Below are 18,915 nucleotides of genomic sequence, written 5' to 3' on the forward strand. Positions count from 1 at the left end.
GCGTATCCTGTGGTCTCGTCACCGATCCGCAAGGAGCCGCACTTGACTCGTTTGACCATTGCGCTGCTCGGCGCGGGCAGCATGGGATCGGCGGTCGGCCGGACGCTGTCTGCCTCCGGCGCGCGCGTGCTCACGACGCTCGAAGGCCGCAGCGCCGCGAGCGCCGCTCGTGCAAACGACGCGGGCATGGAGGACGCGAGCCTCGCCGAACTGGCCGCGTGCGATTTCATTCTTTCTATCGTGCCGCCGGCCGTCGCCGTGCAATCCGCCGAACGGCTCGCGCCCGCGCTCGCGCAGGCGGACCGAAAAGCCGTGTACGTCGATTGCAACGCCATCAGCCCGGAAACCGCCGTGACCATCGCCCGAACGGTCGATGCCACCGGCGCGCCGTTCGTCGATGCCGCCATCATCGGGCCGCCGTCGGCGCCGAAGTTCTACTTGTCCGGACCGCACGCCGCGCGCGCAGCCGTGCTCGGCGAAGCGGGCCTGAACGTGCGCGTGCTCGACGGCCCGGTCGGCGCGGCGTCGGCGCTCAAGATGTCGTATGCGGGCATCACGAAAGGGCTGACGGCGCTCGGCTCGGCCATGTCGCTTGCCGCTTTGCGCAACGGCGCGGGAGACGCGCTCTTCGACGAATTGCGCGAGAGCCAGCCCGAGCTTGCCGCGTGGCTTGCCGGTAACGTGCCGCACATGCCGCCGAAAGCGTATCGCTGGGTCGCGGAGATGGAAGAGATCGCCGCGTTCATCGGCGATGCGTACCCGGAACATCGGATCTACGACGGCGCGGCGGGCCTTTACGCGCGGCTCGCGAACGACAAGGCTGCGACCGACGCGCTCATCGACTTCTTCGGCAAGCGCGGGGAGTGAAGGGCGACCCATGCACGCCCGCGATTTAATCCGTATCCTTTTCTTTTTGACGACGATGCAGCGCGGCCCACGCGCCGAAGCGCCGAAGCGGCAATCGTCGTGCAATAGACGCCGCGCCGGAAACGCACCGGCGCGGACCATCTTTCCAGCAAGAGGTGCTCAATGACTGCAGGTACGTATCAGAACACGCGTCTTTATATCAACGGCGAATGGTGCGACGCGCAGGGCGGCGCCACGCTCGACGTGGTGAACCCGGCCACCGGCGAGAAAATCGGCACGGTCGCGCGCGCCGGCATTCCGGATCTGGATCGCGCCGTGGCCGCCGCGCAAGCCGGCTTCGCGACGTGGCGCAAGATGAGCGCGCTCGAACGCGCCTCGCTGATGCGCAAGGCCGCCGCGCTCGTGCGCGAACGCGCCGACAGCATCGCGCGCCTGATGACGATGGAGCAGGGCAAGCCGCTCGCCGAAGCGCGCATCGAAGTGAATTCGGCGGCGGATATCATCGAATGGTTCGCGGACGAAGGGCGCCGCGTCTACGGCCGGATCGTGCCGCCGCGCAACGTCAACGCGCAGCAGACGGTCGTGAAGGAGCCGGTCGGCCCGGTCGCCGCGTTCACGCCGTGGAACTTCCCGGTCAATCAGGTGGTGCGCAAGCTCTCGGCCGCGCTCACGACGGGCTGCTCGTTCATCGTGAAGGCGCCGGAAGAAACGCCGGCATCGCCTGCCGAACTCATCCGCGCGTTCGCCGACGCGGGCGTGCCCAACGGCGTGCTCGGACTCGTGTTCGGCGATCCGCCCGAAATCTCGAAGTACCTGATCGCGCATCCGGTCATCCGCAAGGTGACGTTCACCGGCTCGACGGCCGTCGGCAAGCAACTCGCGGCGCTCGCTGGCCAGCACATGAAGCGCGCGACGATGGAACTCGGCGGCCACGCGCCCGTGATCGTCGCGGAAGACGCGGACGTCGAGCTTGCCGTGAAGGCGTCGGGCGCGGCCAAGTTCCGCAACGCGGGTCAGGTCTGCATCTCGCCGACGCGCTTTCTGGTTCACAACAGCCTGCGCGACGACTTCGCGAAGGCGCTCGTCAAGCACGCGGAGAGCCTGTCGGTCGGCGACGGCCTCGCCGAAGGCACGACGCTCGGGCCGCTCGCCAACGCGCGGCGCATCACGGCCATGGCGAGCGTCGTCGAGAACGCGCGTCAGGCGGGCGCGAAGATCGCGACGGGCGGCGAGCGCATCGGCTCGGCGGGCAACTTCTTCGCGCCGACCGTGCTGACCGACGTGCCGCTCGAAGCCGACGTGTTCAACAACGAGCCGTTCGGCCCCGTCGCGGCCATTCGCGGCTTCGATTCGCTGGAAGATGCAATCGCCGAGGCGAACCGGCTGCCGTACGGCCTGGCCGGCTACGCGTTCACGCGCTCGTTCAAGAACGTGCACTTGCTCACGAACCAGCTCGAAGTGGGCATGTTGTGGATCAACCAGCCCGCGACGCCGTGGCCGGAAATGCCGTTCGGCGGCGTGAAGGATTCGGGCTACGGTTCCGAAGGCGGACCCGAGGCGCTGGAGCCGTATCTCGTGTCGAAGTCGGTGACGGTGATGGCGGTCTGATCTCCGCTCTTTGCCCGCAATGACGCTTGGCGGCCCCGTGAGGGGCCGCTTTCTTTTTTGCGGCGCTCAAACGTAGAAATATCGGACGAGGTGAAAGAACACCGGCGCCGCGAAGCAGACGGAATCCACGCGATCCAGCATGCCGCCGTGTCCCGCGATCATCACGCCCCAGTCTTTCGCGCCGAGCGAGCGTTTGACCGCCGACAGCACGAGCCCGCCGACGAAGCCCGCGAGCACGATCGCGAGGGACATGAGAAACGCCGCGCCGAATCCGAACGGCGTCACCCGATACAGCGCCGCGCCGCACAGGGTCGCGAGCAATCCGCCGCCGACGAAACCTTCCACGGTCTTCGAAGGCGACAGCACCGGCGCGATCTTGCGCCGCCCGAAGAGCTTGCCGACGGCATACTGCAACACATCGCTGATCTGCACGACGAGCAGGAAGAAGAACAGCAGCAGCGCGTTCTGCCCGCGATAACCGGGAATATCGAGCGTCAGCAGCGCGGGCGCGTGACTCAGCCCGTACACGCACACCATCAGCGCCCAGTTAATGCGCGCGTTGCGGCTCAGGAACTCGCGCGTGTCCTGCGTGAGCGCGGAGACGAGCGACATCGCGAAGAAGAGATGCACCGGCACGAAGATCGAATACATGCCGTACCAGTCGACGCCTAGAAGCACGTATTGCACCGGCACCGCGACAAAGAACGCGACGAAAAGCGTGGTGTGATCGCTCGCGGTGGTCGGCGTGAGCGTGATGAATTCGCGCAGCGCGAGATACGAGAGCAGCGCGAAGACGACGAACGTCGCCTTGTCGCCGAGACCGATGGCGACGACCATCACCGCGATCATGCCCCACCAGGCAAGGATGCGCTGATTCAAATTGACGATGGTCGCGCTCGTGCCCTTTGCGCGCGCGCCGAGCACCGCGCCGATCAGCGTCGCGAAGGTCAGCGCGCCCACGACGCCCGCGACCAGATTCCAGAATGAAGTCGGCATAGCTTAATTTCGATGTGCTGATTGAGGGAGCGCGATCACGGCGTCGCGCATTCGGGCGAGAAACGGCGCTTTCTCTTCGCCGTCGCGCAGTGTTTCGCTCGCGCCGACGTGCACCTTGCAGATGAGCGGAATTGGCCAGATAGCGCCCTTCGGCATGATTCGCTGAAGGTTCTCCAGATAAACGGGCGTCAGCGCCACCTGCGGAAACTCGCTCGCCAGATGAAAAAGCCCGCTCTTGAACGCTTGCGGCAGCGCGTCGGCGCCGCGCGTGCCTTCGGGGAAGATGATGATCGAGTGGCCCTGCGCGAGCGCGTCGCGCACCGGATCGAGCGGATCGCCTTCCGTCTCGCGGCGGCGGTCGATCAATACCGCGTTGAGCAGATTGCGCGCGATATGTCGCTTGATGCGCCCGGTGTCCCAGTAATCCCGCGCGGCGACGGGCCGCACGGCATCGCGCAATTCGCGTGGCAGCGCGGCGAGGATCGCGAGGGTGTCGATATGGCTCGTGTGATTCGAGAAATAGAGCTTCTGCGTGGCGGTCGGCGCGGCGCAATGCCATACCGGATACGCGCCCGCAACGAGCCGCACGAGCGCGAGCAGCAGGTCGCGCTGCCAGACATGCATGAGTTTCATCGGGTGAGAGTGCGAAGGGTGAGTGTCGGGCCGCTATTCCTTTCACATCCGCCGTTCGCTTGCAATGCGCAGTGACGAGATTTGCCAGATATCGGCGATGCTGTGACAAACCTGCTCAATTGTTGAGCTTCGGCGTCCTTAGCGTTTGACGCGTGCGGAAAGGGCCGCGATAGTAGCGCCTCTTTTCCGATATCCGACGCGTCTCATGAGCCTCTACGCACTCAAACCCCGCTTCCAGAATCTCTTGCGTCCGCTGACCGACTGGCTGTATCGCCACGGCGTGACCGCCAATCAGGTGACGTTGACCGCGGCCGGCGGATCGGTCGCGGTAGGCGCAATTGCGGGGTTCGGCTCGCCGCGCCATTCCCTGTTCCCGCTGATTCCGCTTTGGCTTTTCATCCGCATGGCGCTCAATGCCATCGACGGCATGCTGGCGCGCGAGCACAGCCAGAAGAGCGCGCTCGGCGCGTACCTCAACGAACTGGGCGATGTGGTCTCCGACGTCGCGCTCACGCTGCCGTTTCTTGCGGTGCAGGCATTCTGCCCGGCCGATGTCTGGGTCTTCGCGCTTTTAGCGGTGATCGTGGAATGCGCGGGACTCGCCGGGCCGCTCGCGGGCGCGAGCCGGCGTTATGACGGACCGTTCGGCAAAAGCGACCGCGCCTTCGTGCTCGGCGCGTTCGCGCTCTGGGTCGGCGCGGGTGGCACGATCGGCGCGGCCGGCGTGGGACTGTGGCGCGCGTTGATCGTCTTGTCGCTCGTGACGGCGATCCGGCGCGTGCGCGCGGGCGTCGCGGAGGCGAACCGCGCAAGCATCACAAGCGACGTCAGTTGAAGCTCCGCACGAAGCGATAGAAGATGCGCGGATGGATCTTCAGAAGACACATGGCGACGGATAACTTCGGCCGCTTGTCCGCGTAGATCTTGCCGACATGCGTGAAGCGCAGCTTGCTCGCCACGCTGTCGAGTATTGGCGCGGCCGTCGCATAATCGGGCGCGAGGCGCGCAGCTTCGAACGCGATGTTCCGGTACGCATACACGTACTTGAGCCGGAAAAAGAGCTGGCTGCCATTGTCGATGGCCAGCCCGCGCGTGTCGCGCTCCACGCGGTCCATGATTTCGAACAGGTCCACGATACGCGGGTTGAAGCGCACCGAAAGCCCGTTGCCGCGCTTCACGTAGTAGTACAGTTCGTCGGGAATCAGCCGCACCACGCGCGCGCGCGAAAGCGCCTGCACGCACACGAGAATGTCTTCGTAGATGAGTCCGGCCGGATGCTCGACCGAGGCGAACAGCTCGCGCCTGAAGAGCTTGTTCCAGCAATACGCCTGCAAGCTCAGGTCCATGATGCGGCCCACGGCCTGAAGTCCGGTGATGGTCTCGTTGCCGGTCTTGACGCGATAGACCTCGCGTCCCTGCGGGTCGATGCACTTCGCCGCGAAGATCACCACGTCCGCGCCGTGCTGGTCGGCTTCGCGGCACGCCACTTCCACCACGTTCGGCGCGACGAAGTCGTCGCTGTCCACGCACAGCACGTACTCGCCGCTCGCGTGACTCACCGCGATGCGCCGCGTCTCGGCAATGCCAACGTTCTTCTCATTGCGCACGAGCTTCCACGGAATGACGTCTTGCGCTTCGAGCAGCGCGCGCGCGACTTCGCCGGAGCGGTCGGGACTGCAATCGTCGACTGCGATGATCTCGAAGTCGGTGCGCGTCTGCGCGAGAATCGAGCGGACGCATTCCGCGATGCATCCTTCCACGTCGTACATCGGCAGAAGAATACTGACTTTCGGTATAGGCATGCAGGCTCTCACGGTTGGCCGGGGGAAGGGGCGGTATGGAGCACCGGTGGAAGGCGGCCTCGCGATGAAACGGCGGTGGACCGCCGTCGAGACTACCGTGACGAATCGCGGGGGATTGTGCGGCAGCGCACATAGGCGGCGTTGCGCCGCAGGGTGCGTTGCTTGCTGGCTTGCGCACAGGCATCGCGACCTGACACGACCTTTTACGATGCCGACTCCGCGCGATGCGCCGCGTTCGCCGAAACGCCGCGCTCGCTGCGGCGTGGCCGCGCATCAAACGCGTCGCTCAGAGCGCGCGTCGACCCGGACGAACCCGCGACGACGCCGCACGAACCGAAGCCTGAGCCGCGCGCTTCAGCTAATGAAAACGAGCTGGTCTTCGTGCGCCGCCGAGTGCCGGTACCAGCACACGCGCCCCGCGCGCACGTCGAGCAACACCTGATCGAGGCCGGCTATTTCGATGCCGTCCGTGCGACATCCGTCGATAGCCGGCGCCGCGCGATTCATTCGCGCGAGCTCCCGCTTGAGTTCCATCAGACGCTTGATGGCGCCTTGCCTTGAGGTGAAATATCGAGTCATTGACCGCCGAACGCTGATCCGCCTGAAGGGCCACAGCGTAGGGCGATTTATCGGACAATAATGTGCGCTCGGCGACACACGCGCGTATGCGACACTTGGCTCGAACGCGCCATGTGCGCAGCGGAAAGGAAGAACGACGATGAACGACGTGATGCTGCCGGAGGACGACTACGACGCGACGCTCGGCGACGTGCTGGCGTTGCTCGAACAGGGGCGTCAGGCGGCGGCGCGCAGCATCAACGCGCTGATGACGGCGACGTACTGGCGCATCGGGCACCGGATCGTCGAATTCGAGCAGGGCGGCGCGGGCCGCGCGGCCTACGGACAGGCGCTGTTGCAGCGGCTCTCGGCCGACCTGACGAAGCGCTTCGGGCGCGGCTTCGGCGTCGACAATCTGGAGCTGATGCGCCTTTTTTACCAGTCGTACGCGAGCGCCGGGATTTCCGAATCACCGATTCGGAATTCGGCGGCGTCCGCGTCCGCGGGAAAATCCGAACCGGCGATTCGGATTTCGACGCTCGCGCAACTGGCCGAGCGGTTCCCGCTCTCATGGACGCATTACGTCCACCTCATGCGGCGCACCCGTTCCGACGACGAGCGGCGTTTCTACGAAGCCGAAGCGCTGCGCGGCGGCTGGAGCGTGCGGCAACTGGACAGGCAGATCGGCAGCCAGTTCTATTCGCGCACGCTGATGTCGCGCGACAAGCGGGCGATGCTGGAGAAGGGCGCCATTGCCGAGAGCCGCGACATCGTCACGCCCGAAGAAGCCATCAAGGACCCGTACGTGCTCGAATTTCTCGACCTGAAGGACGAGTACTCGGAGAGCCAGCTCGAGGACGCCCTGATTCATCGGCTCGAGGACTTCCTGCTGGAACTGGGCGGCGACTTCACGTTCGTCGGGCGGCAGCGGCGCCTGCGCATCGGCGATAGCTGGTATCGCGTGGATCTGCTGTTCTTTCACCGGCGGCTGCGGTGTCTCGTCATCATCGACCTGAAGCTGACGGAGCTCAATCACGCCGACGTCGGGCAGATGCACATGTACTGCAACTACGCGAAAGAGCACTGGATGCTGCCGGGCGAGAACCCGCCGGTGGGCCTGATTTTGTGCGCGCGGACCAATGCGGCGGTCGCGAAATACGCGCTCGACGGCCTGCCGAACAAGGTGCTCGCCGCCGAATACCACATGATGCTGCCGGACGAGGCGGTGCTCGCCGAAGAACTGGCGCGCGTGCGAAGAGAATTGGAGGCCCGGCGGCCCGCGGACGGCGGCGAAGCGTAGTCGCTTCCCACCGCGTCTTACGCCGCTACCGGTTTCGGCGCGCTCAACGCCGAGCGCCATGCTTGCGAGAGCCGCTTGCGCCGCCGCGTCTCGCGATCCACATACACGTGCACGAAAGGCCTTTGCGCCGCCGGTGAATTGCTGGCTCGTGCGGCGCGATGCGACCGGGCCGATTCAACAATGTCCGCGCCCCTCAGGTCTTCTCGGCGCTTTTCAGCGCGAGACGCACGGCGCGCGCAAGGTCTTCGAGCTGGAACGGCTTGCGAAGCGCGGTGAAGCGCCGGTCCGTGATGGTCGTGACATCGACGTCCGCGTAGCCGGTCGCGAGGATGACCGGCAGGTCGGGGCGCGATTCGCGGGCGCTCGCGAGCACCTGTATGCCGTTCATGCCCGGCATCGCGTAATCGACCATCATCACGTCCGGCTTGTCGGCATCGAGACGCGCGAGGCCGCTTGGCCCGTCCGGCGCCTGCGTGACGTGATAGCCGAGCGCTTCGAGACAATCGACGATCATCGTGCGCACGTCCTCGTCGTCCTCGATGACGAGAATGCGGCCCGGCGTCGCCGTATCGTCGCGCGGGTCCGCGCCTAACGCGCCTTCCGACGGATCTTGCGCGCCGAACGGCAGCCAGATCTGCACGGTGGTGCCCTTGCCCACTTCGCTTTCGATGCGCGCGACGCCGCCCGCTTGCCGCGCGATGCCGTACACCTGACTGAGACCCAGCCCGGTTCCCTTGCCGACCGGCTTGGTCGTGAAGAAGGGATCGAATACGCGCGAGAGCACGCCTGGCTCGATGCCTGAGCCCGAATCGGTCACGCTGATGACGATGTAGCGGCCAGGCGCGAGCGCTTCGTCGACGCTCGGCCGTTCTTCGGCGTGAATCGCCAGGCGGCCGCCGTTCGGCATCGCGTCGCGGGCGTTGATCGCGAGATTGAGTATCGCGAGTTCGAGCTGGTTGGCGTCGGCTTGCGTCCAGAGATCGTCGGACGCAGTCGTGATCGACAGCGCGATGGTCGAGCCGAGGGAGATCGAAATGATGTCGCGGATGCCGTGCAACAGCGCGGCCACGTTCACCGCTTTCAGATCTAGATTGCTCGTGCGCGAGAACGTCAGCAACTGCGCGGTCAGCTTCGCGCCCCGCTCGGTCGCGCGCTTCGTGGTCGCGGCCATCCTGAGCACGCGCTCGTCCTTGCTGATGCGCGCGAGCAGTTCCGCGTTGGCCATGATCACGTTCAGCAGGTTGTTGAAGTCGTGCGCGATGCCGCCGGTCAACTGCCCGAGCGCTTCCATCTTCTGCGACTGCACGAGGACGGCCTGCACCTTGGCGCGTTCGTGAATCTCGCGCATCAGGCGGTTGTTGGCCGACGCGAGCTCGTGCGTGCGTTCCGCGATGCGGCTTTCGAGCGATTCGTTGAGCCGTTGGAGCGCTTCCTGCGCCTTGACGCGGTCGATGAGATGCTGCTCCGACTCGGCGAGGTGCCTGCGCGCATCGTATTGCCGGGCGCGCGCCCGCAACGACGACGCCACGGCGCGGCGCAAGGTTTCGGAGTTGAGCGGCCGTTCGAGCACCAGCACGTTGCCGAGCCGCTCGAGCATCTCGATGCTCTTGGCGGAACGCCTGCCCGGCAGCCGCCCGGAAAGCAACACGATCGGGAAATCCGACCATGCGGGCTGCTGTTCGATCCATGCGGCAAGGGCCATCGCGCTGTCGTCCAGCAGCGATTCTTCGGTGATGATGGCGACGGCCGCGCCCCGGTCAAGTTCGGTCACGAGCACGCGCGAGTCGGCGCAAACGAAGCACTCGCGGCCCTCCGTCTTGAGGACATCGACGATGACCTCGGCGTCGCGGCCGAAAGGCGCAACGATCAGTACGCGATGTTCCATCGCGTTATTCCCGTGGCGAGGCCGGCTCGCCCTCCGATGACGCGAGCATGGCGGTATCGCCCCGGTAAGTCGGTAGGCCGCTCAGCACGCCTTCGAAATCGCGCAGCGCCTCGCCGACGTTCAAGCCCTTGCTGCCGAGCCGGAACTGACGGATCGAGCGTTCGTGGCCGTTGGCGCGGCTCTTGACGGCGGTCACGGCTGTGAGCACTTCGCCCTGGCGTTCGAAATAGCGAAAGAGCAGCACGACGTCGCTGAGATAGCTGATATCGATATCGCTCTGTATCTCGCCGATGATCCCGTGCTGGCCCAGCACGAGCATGGTGATGACGCCGCGCTGGTTCAGATACGTGAGCAGCTCGTGCATCTGAAGCAGCAGATAACGCTCGCCGGGCATGGCCTGCAGATACGCGTTCAGGCTGTCGATGGCGACGAAGCGCGCGCCGTCCTGCTCCACGCTCTTGCGCACGTCGCTCGTGAATTCGCCGGGCGAGATCTCGGCGGGATCGATCTGGCGCAGCGTCAAGAGGCCGCTGTCGAGATGCGGTCTGAGGTCGATGCCGAGGCTCGTCGAGCGGCGCACGAGCGTCATCAGCGTCTCGTCGAAGAGATAGTAGACGCACGGCTGACCGCGATTAAGCGCGGCGAGCAGACACGAGGCGACCGTCGTCGTCTTGCCGACGCCCGACGGACCGACGATCAGCGTGTTGGTGCCCGGCACGAGGCCGCCGCCCATGAGCGCATCCAGCTCACGCGTTCCGGTGCTGAGCGAATCCGAAGCGAAGTCCGCGTGATGCTCCGCCGCGACGAGCCGCGGATACACCTCGATGCCGCCCGTCTTCAGCGTCATGTCGTGAAAGCCTTCGCGGAACCGGATGCCGCGCATTTTCGCGATGCGTATGCGCCGGCGCTCGCCGCCGTAGTCGTGCACGAGGTTGTCGAGGCTGATGACGCCGTGCGCGATGCTGTGCAGCTGCAAGTCGCCGGTCTCGGACGTGTGGTCGTCGAGCAGCATGACGGTGCAGGCGCGCGTGGCGAAATAGCGCTTGAGCGCGAGAATCTGGCGGCGATAGCGCAGCGAATTCTGCGACAACATACGCAGTTCGGAAAGGCTGTCGAAGACGAGGCGGGCGGGCTTCAGTTCATCGACTTTGGCGATCACGTCGCGCACGGTCTCGCCGAGTTCGACTTCGGCGGGATGCAGCACGGTCTGCTCGTAAGCGGGATCGAGCCCTTCGTCCGACAATAGTTCGATGATGGTGAAGCGGCTTGTGTCCCAGCCGTGGCTTTCGGCGACGGCGACGAGTTCGTCCCTCGTTTCGGACAGTGTGATGTACAGCCCCGGCTCGCCGACCTCGGCGCCTTTGAGTAAAAACTGCAAGGCGAGGGTGGTTTTACCTGCGCCGGGCGCGCCTTCGACCAGATACATGCGGTGCGGCGTGAGCCCGCCGCCCAGGATATCGTCGATTCCTTCGATCCCGGATTGAACGCGCCCCCGTTGTGGCGCGGAGATGTTGTCTGGCATGTGATTGCTTCTGATGATCGACGAGATGGGCGATGTCCGCTACGGGGACTGCAAGAAGCAGGCCGGGCTCGTCGTCGTAGCGCGGCAGGCGGATGGCGGAGGCGGACGCGCGGTTCGCGCGGGCGTGGCTGCGGCGGGCGGCCGCCTAAAGCATTCGTTCGATGGTCGGCGAAGGCTATCACATCGATGAGAGGGTGCGGCTGGTTTCGTTGGGTGGAGCAGAGAGCGCATCGATCGACGACGGTTCTTGATGGCGCGGAGCTCGAGTTGATGAGCTTCGCCGCTTTGCGTTCGCTGACGGTTTTCTTCTAGCCTTGGATAAACGCCGAAATCAAGGCGCCGCGGCAGCCATGACATGACCGCTATTCCCGACGGTTTTATCGAGCCAAGGGGCTCGGAGGACGTGGTGATAGTGGGCGTGGAAGGTGCTCCAGGGCTGTTTATTAACGGAGCGCCACGGACTAATTGCGGAGTGGCCACTGTGTTAGTGCTGCGGGCCAAGAAAAAGCTGCTTTCTTTGGTTACTTTCTTCGCATGGGACCAGAGTACGGCGCTAAAGCGCCTACTCTGGTCGACAGCCAAGAAAGTGACCCCCGCCCCGGGGAGGGGCAACGCGAATAGACCGACACGACAACAAGTTCCATAGAATCACAGAAAAACCGCCCCGATAGCAGCCAAGCATAAACCCGGGAGACACCCAAACAAATGCCAGAACCCAAGACTGAAGGCCTGTCAAAAGGCCTGACCAACTACGGTGACCGCGGCTTCGCCCTCTACCTGCGCCGCTCGTTCGCCCGCTCGATGGGCTACACCTCCGACATGCTGACCAAGCCGATCGTCGGCATCGCATCGAGCGGATCGGGCTTCAACAATTGCCATCGCGGCATGCCGGAGCTCGTCGAAGCAGTCAAGCGCGGCGTGCTCGCAGCGGGCGGCTTGCCCATCGACTTTCCGACCATCTCGCTCGGCGAAGTCTTCCTCAATCCGACCTCGATGATGTTCCGCAACCTCATGAGCATGGACGTCGAGGAGATGCTGCGCGCGCAGCCGATGGACTCCGTGGTACTGATCGGCGGCTGCGACAAGACCGTGCCCGCGCAATTGATGGGCGCCGCTGCCGCCGATATCCCCGCCGTGCAACTCGTCGTCGGACCGATGATGACCGGCCGTCATCAAGGCGAGCGCCTCGGCGCGTGCACCGACTGCCGCCGCTTCTGGGGCAAGTTCCGCGCGGGCGAAGTCGGCGAGCAGGAGATCGACCAGATCGAAGGGCGGCTCGCGACCACCGCCGGCACCTGCGCGGTGATGGGCACGGCAAGCACCATGGCGTGCATCGCGGAGACGCTCGGCATGTCGCTGCCGGGCACCGCCGCGATTCCCGCCGTCCATGCCGACCGCATTCGCGCCGCCGAAGCGAGCGGCGCGCGCGCCGTGCAGCTCATTCGCGCGCCGCTGCGCCCGAGCCAGATCATCACGGAGAAGTCCGTCGAGAACGCGCTACGCGTGCTGCTGGCCATCGGCGGGTCGACTAACGCGATCATCCACTTGACCGCCGTCGCCGGGCGGCTCGGCATTCCGGTGTCGCTCGAACGGCTGAACGTGCTCTCCGACGACACGCCGGTGCTCGTCAATCTGAAGCCGACGGGCGAGCACTACATGGAAGACTTCTTTGCTGCGGGCGGCATGACGGCGGTGCTGCGCGAACTCGCGCCGAAGCTGCATCTGGATGCGATGACCGTCACCGGCGAAACGCTCGGCGAACGCATCGCGGCGGAGCGCGAGGCGTGGGTCGATCATCGCATCGTGCGCGAGCTGTCCGACCCGGTCGAACCGCAAGGCGGGCTCGTCGCGTTGTTCGGCTCGCTTGCGCCGCGCGGCGCGATTCTCAAGCGATCCGCCGCCGACAAGTCGCTCTTCGAGAAAGAGGGCCGCGCCGTGGTCTTCGAATCGCTCGAAGACCTGGCTGCGCGCATCGACGATCCCGCGCTCGATGTCGAGGCCGACGACATTCTCGTGCTGCAAAACGCCGGTCCCGCGAGCGGCACCGGCATGCCCGAAGCCGGCTATCTGCCGATTCCGAAAAAGCTCGCGCAGAAGGGCGTGAAGGACATGCTGCGCATTTCGGATGCGCGCATGAGCGGCACGGCATATGGAACCATCGTGCTGCACGTCACGCCGGAAGCCGCGCTCGCGGGGCCGATCGGACTCGTGCGCAACGGCGACCGCATCCGGCTTTCCGTGCGCGAACGGCGTATCGACCTGCTCGTCGATGAAGCCGAACTCGCGCGCCGCGCAGCCGATGTCAAGCCGCCGAAGCGCGTGCTGCGCGGCTATCAGAAGCTGTATCAGGAGCACGTATTACAGGCCGATGCGGGCTGTGACTTCGATTTCCTCCAGGCGGTATCGAAGGATTCCTGAGCGTCGTCCATCGCGCGGGAAGGCGCGCGCCCCGGCGCGCATCACTGATCGAACATGCAAGTACGATTCGTTCGGCAACCCGAAGCCGCCATCGCCGCGCCGCACAGACGGCGCGCGCAGTCCTCTCCGCGATGCGCCCAAAGCGCCGCCAGCCCGCACCGTATAATGGCCGCCCGCTAAAACGGCGGATGCCGGCGCGCGCGCCGGCCAAGCGCCCGATCCCAGCGAATCCGGTTCAATCAATCGAACTTCCGCCTTAAACAGCTCGAAGCATCAGAAAACAGAAGGAAAGCCCGCGTGGAAGACCTTTTCCAATCCGTCAACGCGTTCTTTGCGTTCATCGCGCCCATTTCCGATTTTCTTTGGGATTTTCCGACCAACTTCGCGGCCTATTCGCGCATCCCCGTGCTCGGCCGGTTTCCGTTCGCGATTCTGCTGCTGGTCGGCGTAGGCATCCACTTCAGCATCCGCACGCGCTTTGTCCAGACGATGAACATGCGCAAGATCGTGCGCATCATGCAGCGCAGGCAGTCGTCCAGAACGGGCGTGAGCGCGATGGCTTCATTCATGCTCGGACTGGCGATGCGCGCCGGGCCGGGCAACATCGTCGGCATTACAGGCGCCATTTCGGTCGGCGGTCCCGGCGCGTTGTTCTGGATGTGGGTCGCCGCCTTCTTCGGCATGGCGACGGCCTTCATGGAATCCGTGCTCGCGCAGTTGTTCAAGGAGAAGAACGGCGACGAGTTCGTCGGCGGCTTGCCGTTCTACGGGCGGCGCGTGCTCGGGGGACGGCGCATCGTGGGCACGTTCCTGTCGCTCGTGTTTATCGTCTATGCATTATTCAACGTGCCGCCGCAAACGTTCAACGTCTTCACCGCGATGGGCACCATTGCCGATACCGTCGCAGGCGAGCACCTCGCCCGGCAATCCACCGCGTACTACGGCATCGCGGCGACGCTCGTTTTCGCGTGCGCGTTCATCATCATGGGCGGCATCAGGCGCGTCACGGCTTACACGGACGTGCTGGTGCCTATCAAGGCCGCGCTCTTTTGCGCGATGTCGCTCGTCATCATCCTGATCAATCTGCCGCTCGTGCCTTACTTCTTTCGCGAGGTCGTCGTCGGCGCGTTCGCGCCGCATGCACTCTTCGGCGGCGCGATCGGCACGGCGCTCGCGCAGGGCGTGAAGCGCGGCCTCATGTCGAACGAGGCGGGGCAGGGCACCATCACGATGGCGGCGGCCATCGCCGACAACGCGCATCCGTGCGAACAAGGCTTCGTGCAGAGCCTCGGCGTGTTCTTCGACACGATGGTGATCTGCACGATGACCGGCTTTATCGTCGTGATGGCGCACGTGTGGACCGGAACCGTCGACGGGCAGGCATGGGAAGCCGTGCGCGCCTCGAAGATCACGGTCTATCTCGCTTCGGTGCAGGCGCTCGTGCCGCTCTGGGCCGCGCATGCCATCAAGATCATCATGTGCGTGTGCTACGGGCTTTTCGCTTTCACGACGCTCCTCGGCATGATCTCGTTTGCCGAAATCTCGGCGAACTTCATCTCGCGCCGCCGCGCGTTCATCGCCGGTATTCGCGTGGCCGGCTCGCTGGTGTTCGTGCCGTTCGGCGCGTTGACCGTGCTGGCCGGGCTCGAACTGCCGAACCTCTGGGCGCTCTCGGACCTGATGAACATCGTGATGGTGCTGCTTAACGTGCCGATCGTTCTGCTCGGGCAAGCGCTCGTCTATAAGGCGCTCGCGCACTATCGCGCGACGGGCGGCGGCGCGTTCGTATCGGAAGAAATCGGAGTGAAAACGGCGTGCTGGCCTGGCGATGCGCGTCGCGCCGCGCCGGTTCACGAACGCGAGACCGTCGACGCTTAAATCGCGCGGGGCATCGCTCAGGCCGGATTCTGACGCAGCAGTTCGGCCACCATCGCGCTGTCGAGATACGCGCGCACCTCGACGATCGAGCCTTCCTCGAAACGGCACACCCAGCAGTAGCGATTGTCGAAGTGCATGCCGTTCGCCGCGCGCACGTCCGAATGCAGCTCGACCGCGGCCGTATCGCCATTGACGAGCGCGTGGGTGACGGTCAGCTTCGCGCCGTCGGGCAGCGCCTTCGCGAGGCGCGCGAACGTATGTTCGAGAAACGCCTCCTTGCCACGATAGCGGCCCGCGAGCGGATGCGTGCCCATCACGGTCCAGTCGACGTCATCGGCCACGTGCGCGAAGAAGGCGTCGGTATCGTCCCTGAGCTTTCCGAAAAGCGCGAGCACGTCTTCCTTGTTCATGCGCCGCCCCATTGCATCGACAAACCGCCGTCGATGGTCCACGTCTGTCCGGTCACGTAATCGCCGTCGTCGGAGGCGAGAAAGAGCGCGAGACGCGCGATCTCCTCCGGTTGCCCCGGACGATGCCACGGAATCACCGACATCGACTTCTCGCGAGCGTCGGGATCGTCGAGGCGCTCTTGCGTCATCGGCGTCTGGATGAGCCCGGGCGCGATGTTGTTCACGTTGATCTTGTCGTTGGCGACTTCGCGCGACAGGCTGCGCGTGAGCGAGCCGAGCGCGGCCTTGGCCATGCCGTACGGCGCGCTTTCCGGCGTCGGCAAATGCTGCGCGACCGACGAAATCGTGACGATGCGGCCGCCGCCGCCCGCCTCGCGCCGCAGCTTCACGAACTCGCGGCAGCAGTAGAGCGGTCCGAACAGATCGGTCCGGATGACGGTTTCCAGCTGGGCGTCGTCGAGCTCGGCCACTTCGGCGCCGCCCGCGCCCACGCCTGCATCGTTCACCAGAATATCGAGGCGGCCGAGCTGCGCCGCGACTTCGCCGAAGATGCGCTTGACGGACGCGGGGTCGCCCACGTCGCCTTGCAGCACGAGCGCGCGCCGGCCGAAGGAAGCGATCTTTGCCGCCGTCTGGTCCGCGCCCGCGCGGTCGGTGTGATAGATCACCGCGACGTCCGCGCCTTGCTCCGCGAACAGCGTCGCGATTGCCTGGCCGATGCCGGAGTCGCTTCCGGTAACGAGCGCCGTCTTCCCTTGCAGTTTCATCTGTACTCCTCGCGAGCGGTTGAGCGATGAACCAGCGTTAGCAAACGGCGTACGCGCACGTTAGCGGCGGAGCGCGCCGCGAGACGAAAAGATTCGCATTTGCAAACATAGGAGGAATGCATAATGCAGGCGAAAGGTGTCATCAATCCGACGAGTTGCCAACCATGATTGTTCGAATCGCGCAGTATCCGCCGGGCAAGCGCCTGGTGTTCGGAATGGCGTCCACTGCCGCCGTCCTGGTGGCGCAGCAGGTGCTGACCGTGGTGGCCCACGGACGGTTGACTTTTCTTCTCGTCAGCGCGTCGCTTCCGCTCGTCACAGTGCTGTTCGGCGGCTGGTCGGGTGTGTTCCTGCTGGCAGCCGGCACGGTGTACGGCGCATTGTGGATGCCGCCTGTCGGCAATTTGACGGTCGAAGGGCACAGCGACCGGATCGTGCTGCTGGCCTTCGTCGTCGTCGGCGCGCTTTTGGTGGCGGCGGGCCAGCAGCTCGCCAAGGTCGCCAGACGCGCCGGGCGGGCGGAGGCCGCTTCGCAGGAGACAGCCGAGCGCCTGTTGCAAATGGAGCGCGACGCGCGGCACCGCTTCGACGTCGCGCTCAATAGCGCGGGCGTGCCGTTCTTCATTCTCACGCCGATCGTGCGCAACGGCCGCGTGGCGGAGTTTCGCTGGGACTACCTCAACGACGCGGCCGCGCACTTGTTCAATCGGGCGACGACGGTGGTCATCGGCAGTTCGACCACGTATGTGCGTCCGCGCGGCTGGGACGCGGACGTGCTTCTGAAGCGGCTCGCGCCGTTGGCGGAGGCAGAGGGCCGCGATGCGTTCGACGTGAGCGTGCAGGGAGAGCACGGCGAGCAGTGGTTCCACGTCGTGGCTGCGTCGCTCGACGGTTCAGTGGTCGCATGGTTCGGCGACGTGACGCCGCGCGTGCGCGCCGAACAGGCGCTTTCCGAAGCGGACCGGCGCAAGGATGAGTTCCTCGCGACGCTCGCTCACGAGTTGCGCAATCCGCTCGCGCCCATCCGTCAGGTCGCGGAAATTCTGGAACAGCCACACCTGACCGACGAGCGTCGCAAGTGGTGCATCACGGTGCTGCGCCGGCAATCGGCCGCGATGGCGCTTTTGCTGGACGACCTGCTCGACGTGTCACGCATCACCCGCGGCGCGCTGACGCTTCGCAAGGAAGCCGTGGCGCTGCGGGATGTGGTCGAGGATGCGGTGGACACCGCGCGGCCGATGCTGGAGGGCAAGGGTCACGACCTGGTCGTCAAGCTGCCCTCGCGGCCCTTGCACATCGAGGCGGACCGCCTGCGAATCGCGCAGGTATTGGCGAACCTGTTGACGAATGCCGCGAAATACACGCCGTCCGGCGGGCGCATCGAACTGACGGTGAAGGCGGACGACGCCGAGATCGTGGTATCGGTCGCGGACAACGGCATCGGTATCGATCCGGACAAGCTGTCGGCCATCTTCTCGATGTTCTCGCAAGTGAATCGCGATCATCATCGGCAGGGCGGGCTCGGCATCGGACTCGCGCTCTCGAAATCGCTGATCGAGCTGCACGGAGGCCGGCTGACTGCATCGAGCGCCGGAAAAGACCAGGGAAGCTGCTTCTCCGTTCATCTTCCCGCGCAGTGCCGCGTGGTGGCGCCGCCCGCTCCGGCGCGCGACATGCCCGCCATTTCCGCCGAGATCGAGAAGCATCGCATCTTGGTGGTCGATGACAACGTCGATGCCGCCGACGCGCTCACCGCGCTGCTCGAACTCGAAGGCCACGAAGTGCGCACGGTCTATTCCGGCGAGGAGGCGGTCGACATACTGAGCCACTACACGCCCGAAGTCATCCTGCTGGACCTCGGCTTGCCGGGCATGAGCGGCATCGAGGTCGCGCGCCGCATCAGGTCGAGGCCGGTGACGGCGAACGTGACGCTCATCGCGATCACCGGATGGGGGCAGCCGCAGGACCGAGCGCGCACCGCGGACGCCGGCTTCGATTATCACTTCACGAAGCCGGTCGATGTGGCGCAGCTTAATCACGCGATCGAGAGCGCCGTCACCGCGTCTTAGCGGGACGCGTCATCGCGCGGGAAGGGTTATGCGAAGGGCGAAGCATGCGGCAGCGTCGACGGAGGGGAGAATGCGCTCCGTCTTACACCGCGCGGGAAGATCATGCGGCGGTAGAAGCGGCTGCCGGACGGCGATCTTCGGCGGCGCGTTGGAGCCCCGCAGCCCCGGGCGCGGCACGCCCGGGTTCGCCGGTCGAGCACCG

At 65.4% G+C, this 18,915-nt stretch carries 15 protein-coding genes; 7 read left to right on the forward strand and 8 right to left on the reverse strand.

What is annotated here, in order from left to right:
• Positions 1–42: 42 nt before the first annotated feature.
• Together HWX53_RS19335 and HWX53_RS19340 are read left to right on the forward strand one after the other, a co-directional pair.
• Positions 43–867 carry an NAD(P)-dependent oxidoreductase gene (locus HWX53_RS19335; protein ID WP_244140186.1) on the forward strand — a complete coding sequence of 275 codons (825 nt, stop codon included), beginning with the start codon at positions 43–45 and terminating at the stop codon, positions 865–867.
• A gap of 162 nt (positions 868–1,029) precedes the next feature.
• Positions 1,030–2,475: an NAD-dependent succinate-semialdehyde dehydrogenase gene (locus HWX53_RS19340; RefSeq protein WP_175943797.1), complete on the forward strand. Its 1,446-nt coding sequence runs from the start codon at positions 1,030–1,032 to the stop codon at positions 2,473–2,475.
• A 66-nt stretch (positions 2,476–2,541) separates the two neighbouring features.
• Here HWX53_RS19340 and HWX53_RS19345 read toward each other — a convergent pair whose 3' ends face one another.
• The gene (locus tag HWX53_RS19345; protein WP_175943799.1) at positions 2,542–3,471 is read right to left on the reverse strand and encodes a phosphatidate cytidylyltransferase; all 930 of its coding nucleotides are present in this window, start codon (positions 3,469–3,471) and stop codon (positions 2,542–2,544) included.
• A 3-nt stretch (positions 3,472–3,474) separates the two neighbouring features.
• The gene (locus tag HWX53_RS19350; protein ID WP_175943801.1) at positions 3,475–4,104 is read right to left on the reverse strand and encodes a lysophospholipid acyltransferase family protein; all 630 of its coding nucleotides are present in this window, start codon (positions 4,102–4,104) and stop codon (positions 3,475–3,477) included.
• 205 nt (positions 4,105–4,309) lie between these two features.
• Here HWX53_RS19350 and HWX53_RS19355 point away from each other — a divergent pair, with 205 nt between their 5' ends.
• Entirely contained in the window at positions 4,310–4,939 is a 630-nt protein-coding gene (locus tag HWX53_RS19355; RefSeq protein ID WP_175943803.1) for a CDP-alcohol phosphatidyltransferase family protein, read from the forward strand.
• On the opposite strand, the gene HWX53_RS19360 is transcribed toward HWX53_RS19355, so the two are convergent.
• Complete coding sequence (locus tag HWX53_RS19360) at positions 4,932–5,906, reverse strand: glycosyltransferase family 2 protein (protein WP_175943805.1); 975 nt, start codon at positions 5,904–5,906, stop codon at positions 4,932–4,934. The genes HWX53_RS19355 and HWX53_RS19360 overlap by 8 nt on opposite strands.
• 354 nt (positions 5,907–6,260) lie before the next feature.
• Positions 6,261–6,440: a hypothetical protein gene (locus HWX53_RS19365; protein WP_208454801.1), complete on the reverse strand. Its 180-nt coding sequence runs from the start codon at positions 6,438–6,440 to the stop codon at positions 6,261–6,263.
• A gap of 184 nt (positions 6,441–6,624) precedes the next feature.
• Here HWX53_RS19365 and HWX53_RS19370 point away from each other — a divergent pair, with 184 nt between their 5' ends.
• Positions 6,625–7,764 carry a PDDEXK nuclease domain-containing protein gene (locus tag HWX53_RS19370; protein ID WP_175943808.1) on the forward strand — a complete coding sequence of 380 codons (1,140 nt, stop codon included), beginning with the start codon at positions 6,625–6,627 and terminating at the stop codon, positions 7,762–7,764.
• Positions 7,765–7,957: 193 nt separating this feature from the next.
• Here the strand turns inward: HWX53_RS19370 and HWX53_RS19375 are convergent, their stop codons facing one another.
• The gene (locus tag HWX53_RS19375; protein ID WP_175943810.1) at positions 7,958–9,649 is read right to left on the reverse strand and encodes a response regulator; all 1,692 of its coding nucleotides are present in this window, start codon (positions 9,647–9,649) and stop codon (positions 7,958–7,960) included.
• Between the two features lie 4 nt (positions 9,650–9,653).
• Positions 9,654–11,171, reverse strand: coding sequence for an ATPase domain-containing protein (locus tag HWX53_RS19380; RefSeq protein WP_175943811.1), 1,518 nt, complete (start codon positions 11,169–11,171; stop codon positions 9,654–9,656).
• Between the two features lie 705 nt (positions 11,172–11,876).
• Here HWX53_RS19380 and HWX53_RS19385 point away from each other — a divergent pair.
• The gene (locus HWX53_RS19385) at positions 11,877–13,589 is read left to right on the forward strand and encodes an IlvD/Edd family dehydratase (RefSeq protein WP_175943813.1); all 1,713 of its coding nucleotides are present in this window, start codon (positions 11,877–11,879) and stop codon (positions 13,587–13,589) included.
• Between the two features lie 297 nt (positions 13,590–13,886).
• Positions 13,887–15,467, forward strand: coding sequence for an amino acid carrier protein (locus HWX53_RS19390; protein WP_175943815.1), 1,581 nt, complete (start codon positions 13,887–13,889; stop codon positions 15,465–15,467).
• Positions 15,468–15,484: 17 nt separating this feature from the next.
• Here HWX53_RS19390 and HWX53_RS19395 read toward each other — a convergent pair whose 3' ends face one another.
• Together HWX53_RS19395 and HWX53_RS19400 are read right to left on the reverse strand one after the other, a co-directional pair.
• Positions 15,485–15,877, reverse strand: coding sequence for a nuclear transport factor 2 family protein (locus HWX53_RS19395; RefSeq protein WP_175943817.1), 393 nt, complete (start codon positions 15,875–15,877; stop codon positions 15,485–15,487).
• Positions 15,874–16,644: a 3-oxoacyl-ACP reductase family protein gene (locus tag HWX53_RS19400; RefSeq protein WP_175943819.1), complete on the reverse strand. Its 771-nt coding sequence runs from the start codon at positions 16,642–16,644 to the stop codon at positions 15,874–15,876. The genes HWX53_RS19395 and HWX53_RS19400 overlap by 4 nt, the downstream gene beginning before the upstream one ends.
• A gap of 164 nt (positions 16,645–16,808) precedes the next feature.
• Here HWX53_RS19400 and HWX53_RS19405 point away from each other — a divergent pair, with 164 nt between their 5' ends.
• Positions 16,809–18,713 (forward strand): ATP-binding protein, encoded by a 1,905-nt coding sequence (locus HWX53_RS19405; RefSeq protein WP_175943821.1) that lies wholly within the window; start codon positions 16,809–16,811, stop codon positions 18,711–18,713.
• Positions 18,714–18,915: the final 202 nt, after the last annotated feature.

This window comes from Caballeronia sp. BCC1704, assembly GCF_902833455.1.
In the GTDB taxonomy this organism is placed as follows: Bacteria; Pseudomonadota; Gammaproteobacteria; order Burkholderiales; family Burkholderiaceae; genus Caballeronia.